Here is a 17,571-nt window from a genome sequence, read left to right on the forward strand (position 1 = left end):
TACTGCGTATAGAAATTAGGTGAGGTGGAATCAGGGATCTGTGTTCGAGAGAAGGCTGCAATTACGCGTGGGCGCGGACGAAGCTGAAGAGGCGTCCCGGGAAGAATGGCGTGTTTCTCTCCGGCAGGCGGAGACGCGCCTCGGTGCGCGCGTAGCCTTGGGCGGCCATGAGGCTGCTGAATTGGCTGCACTGGCTGCGGCCTGGATCGACCAAGAGAACTTGGCAGGATGGGTTGGCATGGGCTGCGAGGAAGCCGGCGAGTAAGGCGGGATGGTCCTGTTCGTAGAGCAGGTCGCTGCCGATAATCACATCGAATCGGCCGCTATTGAGATGTGGCTCCATCCACGCCGCTTTGAAAAAAGGGATCGGGGCGAGTCCATTCAGATCGGTGTTGTGCCGTAAGAACTCTTCCGCCAGCGGATGATAGTCGGTCGCGGTGATATTGGCGCCGCGTTGTTGCAGGACGAGACTCGGAAGGCCGATGCCGCACCCGACTTCCAGGATACTCTTGCCTTCGAAGGGAAACCGGCTCATCTCTTCTGCCAGCGCCAGCCCAGCCGGCCACACCGTGCCGAAATTCGGCCAGGAGGTTGCGGAAATGCCCGCCAGTTCCGCCGAGCCGTCAGGGTCTGAGAACTGGCGCTGATCCAGCAGCGTCCGAATCTGAAAGGTGGCGGTTCCCACGCGGTAGCCGGTGGTCTTGACGTCGTAACCTGGCGAGTGTGTTTCCATTCAGTCTTCAGCATAACCCCTTCTGCATCGCGGGGCTATGCTAATCATCGTCGAGCGGATGGCCGGAGTCATTTCACGCGGTCCTGGTATCCCCTTGACCCATGCGGTATGATGCGTATCTCTCTCCTTGAACGCCAGACCGTTCACGCTACGAATGAAAGGGGGCGACCGGTTTCGACGGGGATACTAAAGTCAGCGGTGCATGTCGAGCTCTCGGGGTCTCGTAAATCCTCCGGGAAAATGTAACTGCCAATCAAGAACTGGCACTCGCAGCTTAATTAACTGCGACGTTCCTCCACCTGAGGCCCGCGGGGGTGGTCGGAGCGCGATACAGCGGGCTGGTCCAATGCTGGTGCTCAGCGGCTGAGGACGAGACAATACTGGGCTAGTGGCCAGTCTAAGCCAGCCGGTGGGCGTGGGTGGCTGCGAAACTAAAACGATCGGCTAAACATGTAGATCCGTTGTGCTGAAGGTCTTCGGACAGGGGTTCAACTCCCCTCGCCTCCACCAAACCGCACTTTGTGCGACCCGGCGCCTCTTTTTCGATTTATTGTGATTGAAGGCGCCGGAGAAACCCCTCCAGTGAGTTTCCTGTCTTTGCAACACCTCGCTCGACCCGGAGCCAATATAAATGGTTCCGGGCGACGGGAGAACCCCCTTCGGCAGTTCATCGTGTAATACTGCACTAGGTGCGACCCGCCGGCTGTCTATTCCAATAGAGGCCAGCGGATCAGTTCCCTCCAGGGATTGTCGGTCTTGACCGATATCCGAAGTCTTCTCGTCATCTCCTCCCCCCGTTGCTACAAATTGATTCTCTTTGCCTGACTTTGCTAGAAGTCTGTCATCTATCTCCCATGTTTCGATAGTTGGACAACGTGGAGACCTTCTGACGGTGACAAAGGAGCGCTATGAATACTGATCTTGCGAAACAGCTCGGCCCTCTGGCTTCGCTCGCCGGCGTGTGGGAAGGAGACAAAGGGGCCGACGTGGCCCCATCAGACGATCGAGGGACGGAGCGGAATGCGTTTCGGGAACGGCTGACGTTCGAACCATTCGGGCCGGTGAAGAATCATGAGCAGGAGCTCTACGGGCTGCGGTATTCGACTGTGGCGTGGCGACTCGGTGAAGACACGCCGTTTCACGAGGACACCGGGTATTGGCTCTGGGATGCCACCGCCAAGCAGGTGCTGCGTTGTTTCGTCGTCCCGCGCGGGGTAACGGTGCTGGCCGGAGGAATGGTCGAGGCCGATGCGAAGGATTTTGAGATTTCAGCGGATGCGGGGTCGGATACCTATGGGATCTGCTCCAATAAGTTTCTCGACCGGGAGTTCAAGACTGTCCGGTATGAGCTCAAGATTACCGTGCATGGCCGGGACAGCTTCAGTTATAGAGAGGACACGCAGTTAAAGATCAAGGGGCAGAAGGAGCTCTTTCACCATACTGACGCCAATACAGTAAATCGAGTCGGATAGACGGCGATTGCCGATCTAATGGCGATTGTCGCTGTCCGAGCTTGCCGCGGTGTCTGTGAGTGAGGTTGCCTTGACCGTAGGCAGGTGTGTTCCCGCCTGTGATCTGACCATCAATAAGTTCTAGTGGTGGTGGATGCCCTAGATTTGCCGGCCTCTTTTCGGTACCTTGATAAGATGTATTAGGGAAGTGCGCCGCGTTATCGCCGGGTCGGTGAAATCCAAGAGAGGTTGGTGGATGGACATTCGATCAGCGATTACCACGTTCATGGTGATGGTGATGGTGATGGGATTGTCTTGTGCCGCCTCCCCCGTATGGGCGGATGAGACGGTGGCCCCCAAGTCAGAATCGACTCCAACACCGGTTCCCGCGATTCCCCCTGTCTCAGTGCCCAACCCAACCCTGCCAAAACCCCATGCGCAGGACACTGAGGTGAAACCTCCGGTCAAGGCTCAGATTCCAGGAGCTTCGCCGGAAAGCACCGGTAAAGAAGCGGCTCCCGGAAAAATAGAATCAACTCAAACTCCATCCAAGCCGAAGGTACAAGAAGGCGAGCAGAAGCCTCCGGTCAAGGTGCCGGCTGCGAGTGGCCCGGTAGACAACGTGGGGAAGGAATCTGGTCCAACAAAGCCGGACTCCGTGCCATCGCCGCCCAAACCTAAGGGGCAGGAAAGCGAGATCAAACCCCCGGCGAAGGGTCCGCATCCTGCCAATGGTGTGGTGGCCTCAAAGCCCGTGGTTCAGCCGCCTGCGGACATCACCGGGAAGGACGGGGCTCCCATGGTGTTGGTGCCGGCCAGCGAGTTTACGATGGGCAGCGACAAAGGTGACGATGACGAGTCCCCCGTGCATCGTGTCTATGTCGACACCTTTTATCTCGACAAATTTGAAGTTACGAACGGGCGATTCGCCAAGTTTGTCGAGGCCATTCAGAGTGAACCGCCGTGGGGGTTTTCGGATAAGGATACGCCGGTGACTCATGCGGATCGGCCGGTACGCTGGGTGAGCTGGATGGATGCGATGGGGTATTGTCTCTGGGCCGGCAAGCGATTGCCTACCGAGGCAGAATGGGAGAAAGCGGCCCGCGGGACGGATGGGCGTATCTATCCCTGGGGAAACGAGGCGCCGACGCCGGCCCATGCGGTGTTTGGTTTGAAGGAAGGCGGTGGCGAGACCGTCTCTCCCATCGGCAATCGTGACAAAGGGAGGAGCGCGTACGGCGTCCACGACCTGGCCGGCAATCTCTATGAATGGGTGATGGATTGGTACGCGGAGGATTTTTATACCAATTTTGCCAAGAACCCGGCCATCAACCCGCGGGGGCCGAGCGAAGGGACGGCGAAGGTTCAGCGCGGAGGATCCTATATCAACAACCCCTATCGGCTACGGTCCTCGTTTCGAACAAAGGGCGATCCGACAGAACAAGATCCGAACGTCGGATTTCGCTGTGCGCAGGAGGTGCCCAAACTGCCGTAGGGCAGTTCAGACACCTTCCGATCACGAAACGGAAACCCTTCTCTCCTTACTCGCCTGCTGCCACGCCTTTCTTATACGTCGTATACACGTAGACCGGAATCCCGGCATCCTTCAGTGTGGACTGAATTAACGGCTGCACCTCGTCCCAGGTGAGTCCCCCTACGCCGGTGGCCAAGCGCGGCAAGGCCAAGCTCGTGACTTTCTGATCCTGGATTTCTTTCTTCAGCGCATGCAGGACGTGATTGATATTGGGCACCGTCGCTTTCCCGGGCCTGCTCTGATGGCCGTCCGGCGCTTCTTGCGTAAACAGGTTGATGATGACGGGCGATCCCGGCCCTTTCCAGCTCCACAGGCTTCCAGGCTTGGGATTGTAGGTCTGACAATAGTGGCGGAAGTCTTTGTACATGGCGGGCCATTGTTCCCGGAGGGCTAACGCGAGCCCTTGCTTAAAGTCGTCGTTGGGAGCAATGCCATGCGCGACCGCGCCAGCCTTTGAGAGGAGGATGTCACCGGTGACTTCTTTAATCATCATGAGCCCTTTCTGTAGTGAAGGATAAATCCTGCAAGTGTCATCCGTAGAAGATAAGTCGTCGATGCGACGAGGTCAATCGCAAAGGCATGGAAAATCTTTCAGGTAGAGATCGTCGATAGGGCTGCCTGTCCGTCGTACAGGCTCGCGAGTGGGGTTACGCGGGCGGTTCATGGCGAAACGTGTTTTCCCTTCGCGATGGCGCGGATTATGCGTACCATTATGGTGCGGGATCACGGTCACGGAGGGGGAACCATGAACGTTCTTATCATCGGTGCGGTGCTCGGTCTGCTGATTTGGGGTCTGGTGTGCGGGAACGGCGTAATCCGAATCATGACTCGGATCATCACCGGTGGTCTGACGTTGCTCTCGCTGGCCGGGATGATCTTTCTCTTCGGTGTGGGGCAGAAGGCGCATTGGACCAGCGACGGGCCCGGCATGTTGCTCATCATGATCGGAGTCGCCGCTTGCGGGTTATTTGCCTTCCTCTTCGGGAATCTGACATTGCTCACTTCTCCGCCTCAAGACCCTCAGCCGTCATTGAGTCTCAGCGAACTCATGCGGCCCCCTTCTCAGATAAAAAAAGATCGCCCCTCAGAGTAGAACTCTTTCGGTGTCGGTCCTCGTCCCCCCGTTCCATCTCTTAAGCCGTCGGCGTATGGTAGCGGTGCATAGATGAGGACGGAGCTTTGCGTATCCGTCTGACCATGTCGTGGAAAGGGCGCCGGAATGAAACAGTATGAAGTGACATCAGTTGGAAAGTTTAAGCTGAAAGCACACGATCCAGATGAGACCGGGGAGTACAAGAAGACGGATCAGGGTAAGGACAAGGCCAAAGCGGATACGGCAAAACTTATCGCTCGGCTCGCGGGGTTGCAGGAGCGTCTGTATGCCAATGCCACACGATCCGTGCTCATCGTGTTGCAAGGCATGGATACGAGTGGCAAAGACGGGACGATTCGGAATGTGATGTCCGGCGTGAATCCCCAGGGATGCAAGGTCGTGGCCTTCAAGGTCCCGTCGAAAGACGAACTGGCGCACGATTTTCTCTGGCGAGTCCATCGTGAAGTCCCGCCGAGCGGGCACATCGGTATCTTCAACCGATCCCATTACGAAGATGTGCTCATTACGCGGGTCCATGGGTGGGTGTCGGATGCTATTGTCAAGCGGCGCTTCAATCAGATCAAGGAGTTCGAAGAGCTGCTGCACGAAAACGGCACGGTGATCCTGAAATTCTTTCTCCATATTTCGAAAGCCGAACAGAAGGAGCGACTCGAAGCCCGCATCGCCGATCCGGAAAAGCGCTGGAAATGGAATTCCGGCGACTTGGAGGAGCGGAAGTTGTGGGACGGATACATGCAAGCCTTCGAAGACGTGATCTCGGCGACCAGTACGAAACATGCGCCATGGTACATCGTGCCGGCGAACCGAAAGTGGTATCGCAATCTGGTGGTGGCAGAGCGTGTCGTTGAGGCGCTTGAAGGTTTGAAGCTCACGACGCCACCGGGCCCTGAAGGCGTCGATTTTTCGACACTCAAAATCGTCTAATACGACAAGGAAATGAAGTAGTATGAAGTAGATATTGGGGAGATTAAGTTATTCGCAAGGTAGGGTCTTGAATGTACGTAAATTGTTCGGTACGCTGCTTCAAGCCGCTAGTTCGCTCTACCTACAATCTCTTGAGAAGGAGTCTTCAGATGCGACACGCCATTCTTGTTTCTCTCACTCTCTGTACTCTTGTGATCGGGTCCGCGTTCGTGGCGTCTGCCCAGGTGCCCTCGGCTGGTGATATGCAGCAGAAGCTTGACCAGGAGATGGCGAATGCGAAACGCTCTGCCACCGAATCCTCGTCCAGCGCCCGGCAGGGGGCCAGTAACGTGAAGACCGAGGCTGAGCGGAAGATGGAGGAGACAGCGGCCCAACACAAGGGTCAGGCCGAAGGGAAAATGACGGAAGAAATCGAGAAGGCAAAGCGGAAAGCCCAAGGATCAGGCTACTAAAAGGAGTCTGACGGTCACATCAAGAATGGGGGAACAGCTGTAAGGCTGTTCCCCCATTTCATTTGCGGCCACAGAGCCGAGTCACTGACAGAGCCGACATAATGCGAACCGTCTTCGGGCATAGGTTATGCTTTATTGCCTTGAGGAAAAATTCAGGCTTTCTCCATTGACATGGTTTTCTAATGGGCGTAGATCCGAATTGCGGCCTATGATTTTCGGAAGTGCGGGAGATCGGGCAGACCGCGCGGCTGCTATCCAGGTTTCTCGCTGACTTCATCAGAGAGGAGGGTGGATATGAGCGACGCAACGCCACCTGGTCCGTCAGGCCCGTCGATGCGGAGGCGGGTTTCTCGTCGGTCGTTCTAGTCGACTTTCTCCAGGCCGTGCCGTGAAGGCACGAATGACCATCTGGTATCAGCCTGATCATGGTGGAGAGTCTGTGCTAGAGCAAGGAACACCAGTACCTGGGATTGACGAAGTCTCCCCCGATTAGAAACGTACTCGCATTTCTCATCGTACGGGTCTGTACGGGCCGCGACATCGGAATACTGCTCCCGGCGTCCTAAGCGCCACACGCGGGCGACCTCCCATCATAGTGCAAGGTCGCCCGTGCTGTTTCTCATCTCGTGAAAATATTCTCCAACATCGTTGTCGTCTCGCTCAATGCTTTGCCGTGCACCAAGAGTGCGCCTCGGCATGTCGCTCGCTGCCGCCTTGTTGGAGAATATTGTGACGAGCGAGTCAGGATGATGGTCTTTGAGGATTGTGAGGCCTGCGCCAGATGTAGTAGAGCGGGATGCCGCTCAGGACGGTGGCCGCGCCGTAAAGGGATTCTAGCGGTCGCTCGAGCACACTGGAAATAACCAGGGTAGCCGCTCCGCAGACGAGTGTGATCGGCAAGAGTGGATAGAGCGGCGCGCGAAAATATTGTGGATGGGTGGAGCCTGTCTGACGAAGGCGGAAGATCGTGGAGAGAGTCAGGGCCATGAACAGAGAAAGGACCAAGCCGCTATAGACCAGGAGTTGTTCGAACGTGCCACTGAGAATCAGCAGCGAAGCCCAGAGGCTTTGGAAGACGATCGCGCGGGCCGGCACATTGGTTCGAGGGTGCACCTGGGCGAGCCAGGGGCTGATCATGCCGTCGCGTGCCATGGCCCAGTAGACACGGGGGCCGGCCCAGGTCATCGCGCTGACCGCTCCCGCGATAGAGAGGCAGAGGATAGCGGCAACCAGTCGCCCGCTTTGCGGTCCCCACAAGGCCGCAGCGACTTTCTCCGCCACCGGCACAATGGGTTCCTGTGCCAGTTCCGTGATGGACAAGGCTGACAGGTACACCACATTCAGCAAGAGATAAATCACGGCAACGAATGCTGTTCCCCCGATCATGATTCTTGGCAAGGCCTTTTGGGGATTCTCGATGTCGGCGGCAATGTAGCCGGCGACGTTCCAGCCGAGGTAGCAGTAGGTCACGATGACGAGAGCGATGGCGGCTGCGCCTAGCGTCGGACTCTGCACAATCGGTTCGGCGAAGAGAGCGTGTGCCTGTCCGATCACGGCCGACAGTCCGCCGAGGATGAGTCCTCCAATGGCCACAACTTTGGTGGTCGTGAGCAGCAACTGCAGGCGGCCGCCTGTTCCAACGCCTCGACAATGGATAAGGGTGGCACTCCAGAGGAGGGCGAGTGAGAGGCCCTTTGCGATCCACCCTGACTCATCCGGTATCAGCACGACGCGCATCGCATAGGAGGAGAAGCTGATGGCCGAGGCTGCCACGGCGGCGCCGAAGCCGATGGTGAACGATGTCCAGCCGCTGAGGAAAGCCAAGAGCGGTCCGTAGGCTTCTTTCAAGTAGACATAGTCCCCGCCGGCATGGGGCAGACGGGAGCCTAGCTCGCCATAGATCATCGCGCCGCCGACGGCGAAGAGGGCTCCCATGACCCACAACAGGAGAATGAGCAGCGGATCTCCGAGGTCGCGCGCCATAATGCCGGTCGTCGTGAAGATACCGCCCCCGATGATATTGCTGACGAGCACGCAGGAGGCGGTGAACCAGCCGACGCGCAGAGGCGCGGACTGATCCGGTTGCGACGATGTGGATGGCATAATTGCCGGCATGATGCGCGGAAATGGGCCGTGAGGCAAGGCGGCGCTAGCTGACTGTCTGATGTTTTGAGCTGTGTCTACCTTCCATTTGTGTCCGATCGAAGGCTGTCCCCGTCTTGTTTCTCCGCGCATGGCCCCTTTACAATACTCTTCTCTCACAAAGGAGGCCGCTATGGGTCTTGCCGACAATAAGTGCATTCCCTGCCGCGGTGGTGTGCCGCCGGTTCCCGTTGATCGTGCGCAGGCTCTGCTGAAAGAATTGGGACGAGGCTGGACGCTGAACGGATCGGGGCATCTTGAACGGCTCTATACATTCAAGGATTTTGCTCAGGCTTTGGCCTATGTGAATAAAGTGAGCGCGATCGCCGAAGCCGAAGGCCATCATCCTGACCTCTACCTGGCTTGGGGGAAGTGCAAGGTGGAGGTCTGGACGCACAAGATCAACGGTTTGACGGAGAGCGATTTCTATCTCGCGGCAAAAGCCGACCGGGAGTTTGAGCCATTCCGAGCTGCCGCATCCTAACTCGAGCAATCTTGCCATGATGAACGGACGGGGCAACAGATGAGCGATCAGGCGCAGGTGGCGCTCGTCAATATGCCGTTCAGTTATTCGAAGTACCCGTCGATCCAACTGGGCACCCTCTCGGCGCTGCTCAAGTCGAAGGGGGTCCCGGTTGACTGCCACCATTTGAATGTCCGTTTCGCCCACAAGATCGGTGTCCCTCTCTATGAAATGATCTGCGAAAAGCGGGCGCTCTTTGGCGAGTGGCTCTTTTCCTATCTCCTGTTTCGCGACAATCCCAAGCGTGCGGAATACCCCCGGGTCTTTAAGCCGGTCTTCGAGCAAGTGGCTCAGGAGAGCGGGCAGTCGATCTCTTTTTTTGAAGACATGGCGACGAGAACGGCGCCGCAGTTTCTCACCTGGGCGATGACGGCGATCGATTGGGGGCAGTACAAGCTCGTCGGCTTTACCTCGACTTTCGATCAGAATGTCGCGAGCCTGACGTTGGCGAAGATGATCAAGGATCTGTATCCGGAGGTGAAGATCATCTTCGGCGGGGCGAACTACGACGGCGAGATGGGGATGGAGTACTTCAGGGCGTTCCCCTTTATCGACTATGTCGTGGTGGGCGAAGGAGAAGAGGTGGTGCCCGCCCTCGTGCGCCATGTCCTAGAGGGGACGTCTGACGCGGTTCCGAATGGAGTGATCTTCCGGGAGCATGGTCAGATTCGGTTTACACCGAACCCGGCGCTGTTTGCCGATTTTGCGAAGACCGGGCCTCCGGACTACGACGACTATTACCATCTGCTGGCCGAACTCGGTGATGCGGCGCAGGGCCTGGACCGCATTCTCCTCTACGAAGGCTCGCGCGGTTGTTGGTGGGGGGAGAAGCACCATTGCACGTTCTGCGGCCTCAATGCCCAGAGTATGAAGTTCCGGGCGAAAGCGCCGGATCAGGCGGCGCGCGAGATGACGGCGCTCTCCAGCCGGTACGACACGACCCGGTTCAGGCTGGTTGATAACATCATCGACATGAAGTATGTCGAGAATTTGTTCGGCCAGTTTGCCGCGGCGCATTGCGATCTCGATGTGTTCATCGAAACCAAGAGCAATCTTCAGAAGAGTCAGATCCGCACGCTCGCGGTGGGGGGCGTGAAGTGTATGCAGCCGGGCCTGGAAAGTCTCAGCCTGACGCAGCTTAAGGCGATGGACAAAGGCGTGACGCCCATGCAGAACATCCTGTGTCTGAAGTGGAGCAGCTACTACCGTGTCGCGGTGTCCTGGAATATTCTGCTCGGATTCCCTGGTGAGACGAACGAGGATTATCGGCGGCAGATCGATTTGCTTCCCTCGCTCTTCCATTTGCAGGCGCCGGAAGCGACCGGGAAATTCTGGCTACAGCGGTTCAGTCCCTACTTTACGCGTCCGCATGAATATGGTGTGCGGATTACAGGGCCGGGGATGGCCTATGAGTATGTGTATGATGCGGCGCGCCTTGATTTGCTGAAGATCGCCTATGATTTCGATTATGAGCTGGATCACTGGCCGGTGGATCCGCATCTCTATCAGGAACTGGTCGGTCTGGTGGAGGAATGGCAGCGCCGGGCGCGCGGCAGCGACCGACCGTTTTTGTATTACTCCAAGTCTATGGATTACATCACGGTCTACGACGGGCGGGATCCTCAGGTTCCGACCAGGCAGCGGTTCGATTGGCCGGCCGCCGGTATCATCGAGGCCTGCAATGAGGCTGCGAAGAGCAGGGATCAGATTCTCGCGGTATTGAAAGAAGCGAAGAGTGATCTGTCGTTGTCAGATGAAGAACTGAATGATGCCCTGAGTATTCTGACGAGCCGTCGTATTCTCTACGAAGAGCGTGGGAAGTATTTCACTCTGGCGATTCCAGAAAACCAATTTCTCTGAACTGCATCGGCCTGTCGTCAGTAACAACCGTCCGCTTCTACATCGACAATTTGTCGGCCACGTTCCGCATCTGGACACCATGCACGAGCGATGCGCCTCCCCTAATCGCGCAGGCGACGTGCACTGCTTCGGTCATTTCCTCAACATTTGATCCCTTTTCAAGCGATGCCTGCGTATAGGCATCGATGCAATAGGGGCATTGCACGGCATGCGCGACGGCGAGGGCGATCAAGGATTTCTCCCGCTCCGTGAGGGCCCCCTCCGCGAACACCGCACTGTAGTAGCTCATGAACTTGTCCCAGAGCTCTTTGTTGCCCTTGCCCATGTCTCCGAACTTGCCGAGATCGTGTGAATGATAATATGAGTCCATACGAGCCTCCTGGTTGGTTCAAAGGTTCGGTAGAGATCGTCGAGAACGGTGTGGCGAACAGGTTCGCTCAGGCATGACCGGGAGGATCAGGTTCGACGTTCAGGAGGACTTCGGAGAAACGAGTGCCGACGATATCAGTGACCTTGGCCATGAGGTCGGTCACTTCTTTCCATTCTTCCGGAAGCAGATCCTGCTTCAATTGGGGATGAATCGCCCATTGCGCATCGACCTGAGTTCCCTTCCGGCTCACGAGGACGCGCAAAAGTTCCACGTCCCATGTCGCTTTGTCGTTTGGGCTTTCACCTGTCGGGGAACTACTCATTGGGCCTGAAGGAGGTGTTGATGTTGCCATGGTGATGTACTCCAGCAAGAATGTTGCACAATCTTAGCGTACAGATTGGCTTGCTGTATACGGGGTGCCGTGTCGGCTTGGAGAGGTGGCGGGCTCATCGGCAGGGGGTCTTTCCCCGAGATAGTTGGCGGGTTCATCCGAGAGATGGTGGTCTGCTGTCTTGGGATTCCCGAATCACTGAGATCATAGAATCGTGGAGGTGGCCATTGCTTGCAACCAACTCCTGTCCGTAGAGGGAGTGGGATTGGCCACAAAAGTCCGTCACTCTTCCTCCAGCCTCGCGAAGGATTACTACACCTGCTGCCATATCCCACGGGCTGAGTTTCACTTCCCAAAATCCGTCGAATCGTCCTGCCGCGACATAGCACAGATCAAGGGCTGCTGATCCTGTGCGGCGGAGTCCTTGGGCCCGAAGTGCAAATCGAGCAAAGTGATCGAGGTTATTATTCGGAGTTTCTCGAATATTGTAAGCAAAGCCGGTTACCAGGAGGGCTTGGTCTAACTGTGCTGTTTGAGAGACGTGGAGCGGCTGACCATTGACCCGTGCTCCGCCGCCACGCGTAGCGCTAAAGAGTTCATCACGAGTGGGATCGTACACCACACCAAGTACACACTGCTCCTTGTGTTCAAGGCCAATCGATACGCAATATGTAGGAAAGCCATGTGTAAAGTTTGTGGTGCCGTCGAGGGGATCGATAATCCAGACGTAGGGTGACTGACTCTGTCCAATGCGTCCCCGCTCTTCCGCGAGGAAGGCGTGATCGGGATAGCTGGCCAGGATCACATCGATGACGCATTGCTCAGCGGCATGATCTGCCTCTGTGACAAGGTCGATAGCGCTCTTGTTCTCGACGCGGAAACCGTCTCGTACGTAATGCGAGAGGACCTTGCCTGCTTGTCTTGCCGCATGAATGGCTGTTTCCAAGAGCAAGGTAACAGGTGGTTCATTCGTGGGTGATGGTTCAAGCATGGCGAATCATAGCACAAGGCCTCATAAGGCCTACCTGCCATCTTCAAGCTTCTGAAGTCATAATGGTTGGCAGAGTGGTGTGTTGGCACATGCAATTAATTCAAAGCATGGGAAGAAACAGATCGTAACCATCTATAAACTCAGAGATGATAAGCTTCTATTCTGCGACGGACAAGCCTTGTCCATGTACTTGTCACAGCTTTCTCTTCTGTAGGGAAAGCTACTTTATAATCATAGTATTTTAGTATGTCGTTGGTAGTTGACAGTTCTTGTATGCAATGCTATAAAGCAAGCATGCTTCTGTTGGGGGTGTCGTGGAAGAACTAACAGATATTCTTGTAGGTCTTGAGCAGCGCATCCATGCCTACAAGAATAGGTTCCAGGAACTTGAGAAAAAGAAACGTCGACTCGATGACGAGATTGCGACGATCAAGAAGTACCTCGAACTTGCCGAGACGCTCTACCGAGTAGAAGCCGATAAAGCGAAGCTTGCCAGTCTCTCCAGTCAGATTATTACCGATGACAACAAGGGTGTGCGGACTCTTCCGGTCATGGACGTGACGGATCAGTCGCGCGAAATTCTCTTAGGTCGCAGCAAGTACGTCGGAAAGAGTGTTCCTGAAGCGACGTATGAGATCTTGCGCGAGTCCAACCGTGCCATGCATGCGAAGGAATTGCTGCAACGGCTTGCTGAAGGTGGACTGCAGATCAAAGGGAAAACGCCGTTGACCTCTGTGGCGACTTCACTGAAGCGGGATAAACGATTTAGGAAAGTCGGCCCGAATACGTTTGAGGCGCTCGAGGATGTGTTGGTTCAAGCAGTGTAGGTTGTCGTATTCCTTTAAAAGGGAGGGGGGTGAGACTCTTGGCAACGAAGAAAGCAGCAGCAAAGAAGAAGAAGAAGTAGCCTGCCGAGTTTGACTCGCCGAGAGTGAGGCCACTCACTCTCGGCGTTTACTCATGAGTGAGTTTCGTGAAGGCGAGCAACCCACCCCCCATCTAGGGAAGGTCTGATTAATTCACGTTTCCACTTGGAAATCTGTTTTTGAGGTAGTCACCAGAGGAAATCCAGTACGCATCCGCTGGTCCAGGAGCCTTTTTATGGGGCGCCCTCATCCTCCGATGGCCCACTGCCCACCTCCGGATACATATTCCCTACGTTCCCGCCACGAGCCGCCGCCGCGCGACGTACAGATTTGCCAACCCGCAGCTGATATGCAGCCAGTGGGTATTCTTCGCCAACCCGCGGTAGCGGACTTTGGCCCAGCCGAAGATTCGCTTGATCACTAAGAACACATGTTCAACCTTCGCCCGGACCTTCGACTTCGTACGATTCCGGGTTCGCTCCTCCTCACTCAGTGGCCGATGCCGCTGCGCTTTCGCCTGGATGAAACTCTTGGCCTTGGGGGCGTGTTGCCGGATCACGTCACGTTGCCCACTATAAGCCGAGTCGCCCCACACCCGCGTCTCTTGACCATGTAGCAACTCCGGTAACACTTGGCTGTCATGCACATTCGCCGCCGTGGCCGCGACCGAATGAATCAGCTTGGTCTGGCTATCCACACCAATATGCGCCTTCAGGCCAAAGTACCACTGGTTGCCCTTCTTCGTCTGATGCATCTCGGGATCCCGCTCCTTTGTCCGGTTCTTCGTCGAACTGGGCGCACTGATGATGGTCGCGTCCACGATGGTGCCTCGGCTCACCTGCAGCCCCTGCGTCGTCAGATACTCCCCGATTCGTGCAAAAAGTTGCTGGCCCAACCGGTGAGTTTCCAACAGATGTCGAAACTTGCAGATCGTGGTCTCATCGGGCACGGGCTCGCGGCCCAGATCAATCCCCACGAACTGCCGCATGGCACGTGAGTCGTACAGCGCCTCTTCCACGGCTGGGTCCGACAGGTTGAACCACTGTTGCAGGCAATGGAGGCGCAGCATCCGTTCGATCCCGACCGGTGGACGCCCCGGCCCGTCGGCTTTGGGATACACCGGCTCGATGACCGTCACCAATTCCGCCCACGGCACCACGCGATGCATCTCGTTGAGAAACTGCTCGCGGCGAGTGGGCTTGCGATACTGTTCGAATGAGACTTCTGCAAAGGTCTGTTGGTGCATGAGCGTGTCTCCCGTTCAGTGCTGCATTCCTCATAGCACATCACCAACGGGGAATAAATCAGACCTTCCCTAGTTCGAAATCACTCTGAAGCAGAGACGAGTCGTTATGAGGCCTGAAGTGCTACGGCTGGTTGTGACCTGCTGATCGAAAGCGACTTCCTGGACTCAGCGGAAGTGGACTCTGTGTTGAGTAGAATCCATTTTTCAGGCTGTTCCAAGATTTGCTCGACAAGACGAGTGTGGAGCGCATGCCCCGACCGTTCGGCAATGAGGTGGCCGATGAAAGGCATGCCAAGAAGTGAAAAGTCCCCAATCAGATCCAGGACCTTGTGGCGGACGAATTCGTTTGAGAAGCGAAGGCCGGATTCATTCATGATGCCGTTCTCTGAGAGTACCACGGTATTCTCGAGGCTTCCGCCTTGTCCGAGGCCGCGTGCCCAGAGGGCCTGTACTTCGTGCAAGAATCCGAATGTGCGGGCTTCTGCAATATCGTGCTCAAAGGTATCCGCGGAACAGTCGTGCGTATAGATCTGCGTCTTGATCATCGGATGATTGTAGTGAATGGTATACGTAATTTTTGGCGTCGAGGACGGCTCGATGCGCACGCGCTTTTGGCCGTCGCACACTTCGATCGGGGCCATGATTTTCAAGTAGGGCTGGCGGCGAGATTGTGATGTCAGGCCGACGGAATGGATCAAGCGAACAAACGGTGCGGCACTGCCGTCCATGACAGGGATTTCTCCGGCCGTGACGTCGATGTATACATTATCAACTCCCAGTCCTGAGAGGGCGGCCAGCACATGCTCAATCGTCTTGACCTGAAATCCATTGCCGTTGATCGCAGTGCATAGTTCGGTTGGCACCAAATGCTCGATAGATGCAGGGAGTGAGGCTCCTGACTTTCCATTCCGGTTCACGAAGACGACGCCCGTATTTACAGGTGCTGGTCTAAGGGTAATAGTTACGGGCTGGCCTGAGTGAAGCCCAATGCCAGAGCAGGTAATCGGAGCGGCTAGGGTTTGCTGATTCCTCACGAGAGCCTCCAAATTCAAATGACGGTCTGTCATTTAGCAAGAGGCTTGCCATGGATTGCGTATCGCAAGGCATTGATAAAAGGACATAAAGTTTTGATTTGAGGAATTGTAATGTGTTGTAAAAAAGGTACAACTGTGGATTTTCAAAAATAAAACTTGAACGGTGCTGTGGTGATCGTTCAGGGCCGTGGGTCCAGTTCAATCAATCCTTTCCGGATTGCAAGGATCGCCGCCTGGGTTCGATCATAGACCTGTAGCTTGTGGAAGATGTTGCGCACGTGATTTTTCACGGTTTTTTCACTAAGGTCCAGTGCGTTTGCGATCTCCTTGTTGGTCTTTCCGTCAGCCACTAACCGGAGAACCGTGATTTCGCGTTCGGTGAGGTCATGTTCCACCCACCCCGGCTTTTTGCCCTTCTTCTGCGCCATAAGGGAAAACTCAGCGAGAATTTTGCTGGCAACTGACGGGTGAATCAACGATTCGCCTCGGTAGATTGCGCGAATCGCCGCGACGATTTGGGAGGATTCGGAGTCTTTCAGGAGGTAGCCGGTGGCACCGGCGCGAACCAGATCGAAAATGTACTGCTGTTCTTCGTACATCGTCAGCGCCACGATTCCGATGTGGGGAAACTCGCGTTTGATTTGTCTCGTGGCTTCGACGCCCCCCATGCGGGGCATGCTGACGTCCATAAGAATGACATCGGGAACCAGCGCTTTGGCTTTTTCAACGGCTTCCATTCCATCCTGGGCTTCTCCCACGATATGGAGATCTTCTTTGGTTTTGAGAATGGCGGCCAGCCCTTCTCGAACGACCCGATGGTCATCGGCAATGAGGACTTTAATCTTGTCCATGTTCGCTAGTCTCCTTATTCATGAGGGGGACTTCGACTGTGATTGTCGTGCCTCTCCCCTGCTTGGAATCGATGTGTCCTTCGCCACCGACCAGTTTGGCCCTCTCAATAATACCTCGAATGCCAAAGTGATCCCATTTGTCCGGATCGCGCAACACGGCGTCCATATCGAAGCCGATGCCATTGTCTGAAATGGTCACCCGCAACATCTCCAGGTTGATCTCTAATTTGATCGAGACACGATCGGCCTTCGCATGTTTCTGGACGTTGCTCAAGGCTTCCTGAATAATCCGGAAGAGGAAGATCTTCGTTCGGGGAAACAAAATTTGTTCATCCCCGGTCACGGTGAATTGCGCTTTGATGCGGGCCTGAGTTTCGTAGGACTTGAGGTAGTTGGTCAGCGCGGGAATCAGCTCCATTTTGTCATAATGGAGTGGCCGCAAATTGAAGATGACTTGTCGGGCTTCCTGGATGGCGAGTTTCAGCTGGGCTTTGCTTTCCTTGATCGTGGCGAGGCTTGCTTTCGGGTTCTTGCGCACAAGTTGCTGGCACAAGTCGAGCTTGAAATTGACACCCGCAAGACTTTGGACGAGCCCATCGTGGATTTCGCAGGCGATGCGTGTCCGTTCTTCAGTGACCGCCGCGCCGGTTTCTTTGACATATAGCCGGTAGAGAGACTGGTACTTATTCAGCGTGTTCTCGATTTCTGCAGTGGCACGGATGCGCGCACCGATGAGCTCCCACATGAACTTGGCGCTGGCTCCGCCGATGATGGTGACGCCCATCCGGTGAAAGTCCTGCAGGAATTGCCAGACTTCAGCATCGCCGGATACATCAATAACAAGGTCTACCCGCTCCATCGCTAAGAGTTTGCGATAGTCACGCGTCACGGGAATCTGGAGTTGCTTTGCGAGAGTGACGCCGGGCGCCTGCGTGTTGACCTCGGCAATTCCCACGATTTGCACGAGCGGATCGTTCGCGAAAATCTCCATGAGCGCGGTTCCCCCACGCCCGGCGCCGATAATGGCGACATTGGTGGCGCCAACCTTCGACGACTTACTCCGGACTTTGGTGGAACGGCGTTTCGTAGATGTCATGGTTCTATGAACCAGTGTTGGTTGCCGGGGTACAAGTTGATTGCTGAGCTGAG

18 protein-coding genes and 1 other RNA gene are annotated in these 17,571 nt (G+C 55.8%); 9 read left to right on the plus strand and 10 right to left on the minus strand.

Features of this window, described 5'->3' with window-relative positions; all coding sequences use genetic code 11:
* Nucleotides 1-61: 61 nt before the first annotated feature.
* Complete coding sequence (locus Q8N04_18515; protein MDP3092675.1) at nt 62-733, minus strand: methyltransferase domain-containing protein; 672 nt, start codon at nt 731-733, stop codon at nt 62-64.
* A gap of 160 nt (nt 734-893) precedes the next feature.
* Between Q8N04_18515 and ssrA the strand changes: the two genes are divergently transcribed.
* From ssrA to Q8N04_18530, 3 genes are all read left to right on the plus strand, one after another.
* Nucleotides 894-1,243: a transfer-messenger RNA gene (gene ssrA / locus Q8N04_18520) on the plus strand.
* Nucleotides 1,244-1,641: 398 nt separating this feature from the next.
* On the plus strand, nt 1,642-2,205 hold the full coding sequence (locus Q8N04_18525; GenBank protein MDP3092676.1) for a heme-binding beta-barrel domain-containing protein: 564 nt from the start codon (nt 1,642-1,644) through the stop codon (nt 2,203-2,205).
* 235 nt (nt 2,206-2,440) lie between these two features.
* Nucleotides 2,441-3,679 (plus strand): SUMF1/EgtB/PvdO family nonheme iron enzyme, encoded by a 1,239-nt coding sequence (locus tag Q8N04_18530; GenBank protein ID MDP3092677.1) that lies wholly within the window; start codon nt 2,441-2,443, stop codon nt 3,677-3,679.
* Nucleotides 3,680-3,725: 46 nt separating this feature from the next.
* Here the strand turns inward: Q8N04_18530 and Q8N04_18535 are convergent, their stop codons facing one another.
* Nucleotides 3,726-4,211, minus strand: coding sequence for a macro domain-containing protein (locus Q8N04_18535; protein MDP3092678.1), 486 nt, complete (start codon nt 4,209-4,211; stop codon nt 3,726-3,728).
* 252 nt (nt 4,212-4,463) lie between these two features.
* Between Q8N04_18535 and Q8N04_18540 the strand changes: the two genes are divergently transcribed.
* From Q8N04_18540 to Q8N04_18550, 3 genes are all read left to right on the plus strand, one after another.
* A complete protein-coding gene (locus tag Q8N04_18540; protein MDP3092679.1) occupies nt 4,464-4,811 on the plus strand; it encodes a hypothetical protein in 348 nt (115 codons plus the stop codon).
* A gap of 126 nt (nt 4,812-4,937) precedes the next feature.
* Nucleotides 4,938-5,756: a polyphosphate kinase 2 family protein gene (locus Q8N04_18545; protein MDP3092680.1), complete on the plus strand. Its 819-nt coding sequence runs from the start codon at nt 4,938-4,940 to the stop codon at nt 5,754-5,756.
* A 149-nt stretch (nt 5,757-5,905) separates the two neighbouring features.
* Nucleotides 5,906-6,208, plus strand: a complete 303-nt coding sequence (locus tag Q8N04_18550) for a hypothetical protein (protein ID MDP3092681.1) — start codon at nt 5,906-5,908, stop codon at nt 6,206-6,208.
* A 741-nt stretch (nt 6,209-6,949) separates the two neighbouring features.
* Here the strand turns inward: Q8N04_18550 and Q8N04_18555 are convergent.
* On the minus strand, nt 6,950-8,311 hold the full coding sequence (locus Q8N04_18555; GenBank protein ID MDP3092682.1) for an amino acid permease: 1,362 nt from the start codon (nt 8,309-8,311) through the stop codon (nt 6,950-6,952).
* A 172-nt stretch (nt 8,312-8,483) separates the two neighbouring features.
* On the opposite strand from Q8N04_18555, the gene Q8N04_18560 reads away from it, so the two are divergent.
* Both Q8N04_18560 and Q8N04_18565 read left to right on the plus strand, forming a co-directional pair.
* The gene (locus Q8N04_18560) at nt 8,484-8,834 is read left to right on the plus strand and encodes a 4a-hydroxytetrahydrobiopterin dehydratase (protein MDP3092683.1); all 351 of its coding nucleotides are present in this window, start codon (nt 8,484-8,486) and stop codon (nt 8,832-8,834) included.
* A 39-nt stretch (nt 8,835-8,873) separates the two neighbouring features.
* Nucleotides 8,874-10,733 (plus strand): RiPP maturation radical SAM C-methyltransferase, encoded by a 1,860-nt coding sequence (locus Q8N04_18565; GenBank protein ID MDP3092684.1) that lies wholly within the window; start codon nt 8,874-8,876, stop codon nt 10,731-10,733.
* Between the two features lie 37 nt (nt 10,734-10,770).
* Here Q8N04_18565 and Q8N04_18570 read toward each other — a convergent pair whose 3' ends face one another.
* The 3 genes from Q8N04_18570 to Q8N04_18580 all read right to left on the minus strand — a co-directional run bounded on the left by Q8N04_18570 (nt 10,771) and on the right by Q8N04_18580 (nt 12,425).
* Nucleotides 10,771-11,103, minus strand: coding sequence for an arsenosugar biosynthesis-associated peroxidase-like protein (locus Q8N04_18570; protein MDP3092685.1), 333 nt, complete (start codon nt 11,101-11,103; stop codon nt 10,771-10,773).
* 67 nt (nt 11,104-11,170) lie between these two features.
* Nucleotides 11,171-11,374 carry a hypothetical protein gene (locus tag Q8N04_18575; GenBank protein ID MDP3092686.1) on the minus strand — a complete coding sequence of 68 codons (204 nt, stop codon included), beginning with the start codon at nt 11,372-11,374 and terminating at the stop codon, nt 11,171-11,173.
* A 214-nt stretch (nt 11,375-11,588) separates the two neighbouring features.
* A complete protein-coding gene (locus Q8N04_18580; protein MDP3092687.1) occupies nt 11,589-12,425 on the minus strand; it encodes an inositol monophosphatase family protein in 837 nt (278 codons plus the stop codon).
* 314 nt (nt 12,426-12,739) lie between these two features.
* Here Q8N04_18580 and Q8N04_18585 point away from each other — a divergent pair, with 314 nt between their 5' ends.
* Entirely contained in the window at nt 12,740-13,252 is a 513-nt protein-coding gene (locus tag Q8N04_18585) for a winged helix-turn-helix domain-containing protein (GenBank protein MDP3092688.1), read from the plus strand.
* Nucleotides 13,253-13,580: 328 nt separating this feature from the next.
* Here the strand turns inward: Q8N04_18585 and Q8N04_18590 are convergent, their stop codons facing one another.
* The 4 genes from Q8N04_18590 to Q8N04_18605 form a co-directional block, all read right to left on the minus strand.
* The gene (locus Q8N04_18590) at nt 13,581-14,537 is read right to left on the minus strand and encodes an IS5 family transposase (GenBank protein ID MDP3092689.1); all 957 of its coding nucleotides are present in this window, start codon (nt 14,535-14,537) and stop codon (nt 13,581-13,583) included.
* A 104-nt stretch (nt 14,538-14,641) separates the two neighbouring features.
* Nucleotides 14,642-15,604: a UDP-3-O-acyl-N-acetylglucosamine deacetylase gene (gene lpxC, locus Q8N04_18595; GenBank protein MDP3092690.1), complete on the minus strand. Its 963-nt coding sequence runs from the start codon at nt 15,602-15,604 to the stop codon at nt 14,642-14,644.
* Nucleotides 15,605-15,750: 146 nt separating this feature from the next.
* A complete protein-coding gene (locus tag Q8N04_18600) occupies nt 15,751-16,422 on the minus strand; it encodes a response regulator transcription factor (protein MDP3092691.1) in 672 nt (223 codons plus the stop codon).
* Nucleotides 16,409-17,518: a sensor histidine kinase gene (locus Q8N04_18605; protein MDP3092692.1), complete on the minus strand. Its 1,110-nt coding sequence runs from the start codon at nt 17,516-17,518 to the stop codon at nt 16,409-16,411. The genes Q8N04_18600 and Q8N04_18605 overlap by 14 nt, the downstream gene beginning before the upstream one ends.
* Between the last annotated feature and the right edge of the window lie 53 nt (nt 17,519-17,571).

Source organism: Nitrospira sp. (assembly GCA_030692565.1).
In the GTDB taxonomy this organism is placed as follows: Bacteria; Nitrospirota; Nitrospiria; order Nitrospirales; family Nitrospiraceae; genus Nitrospira_D.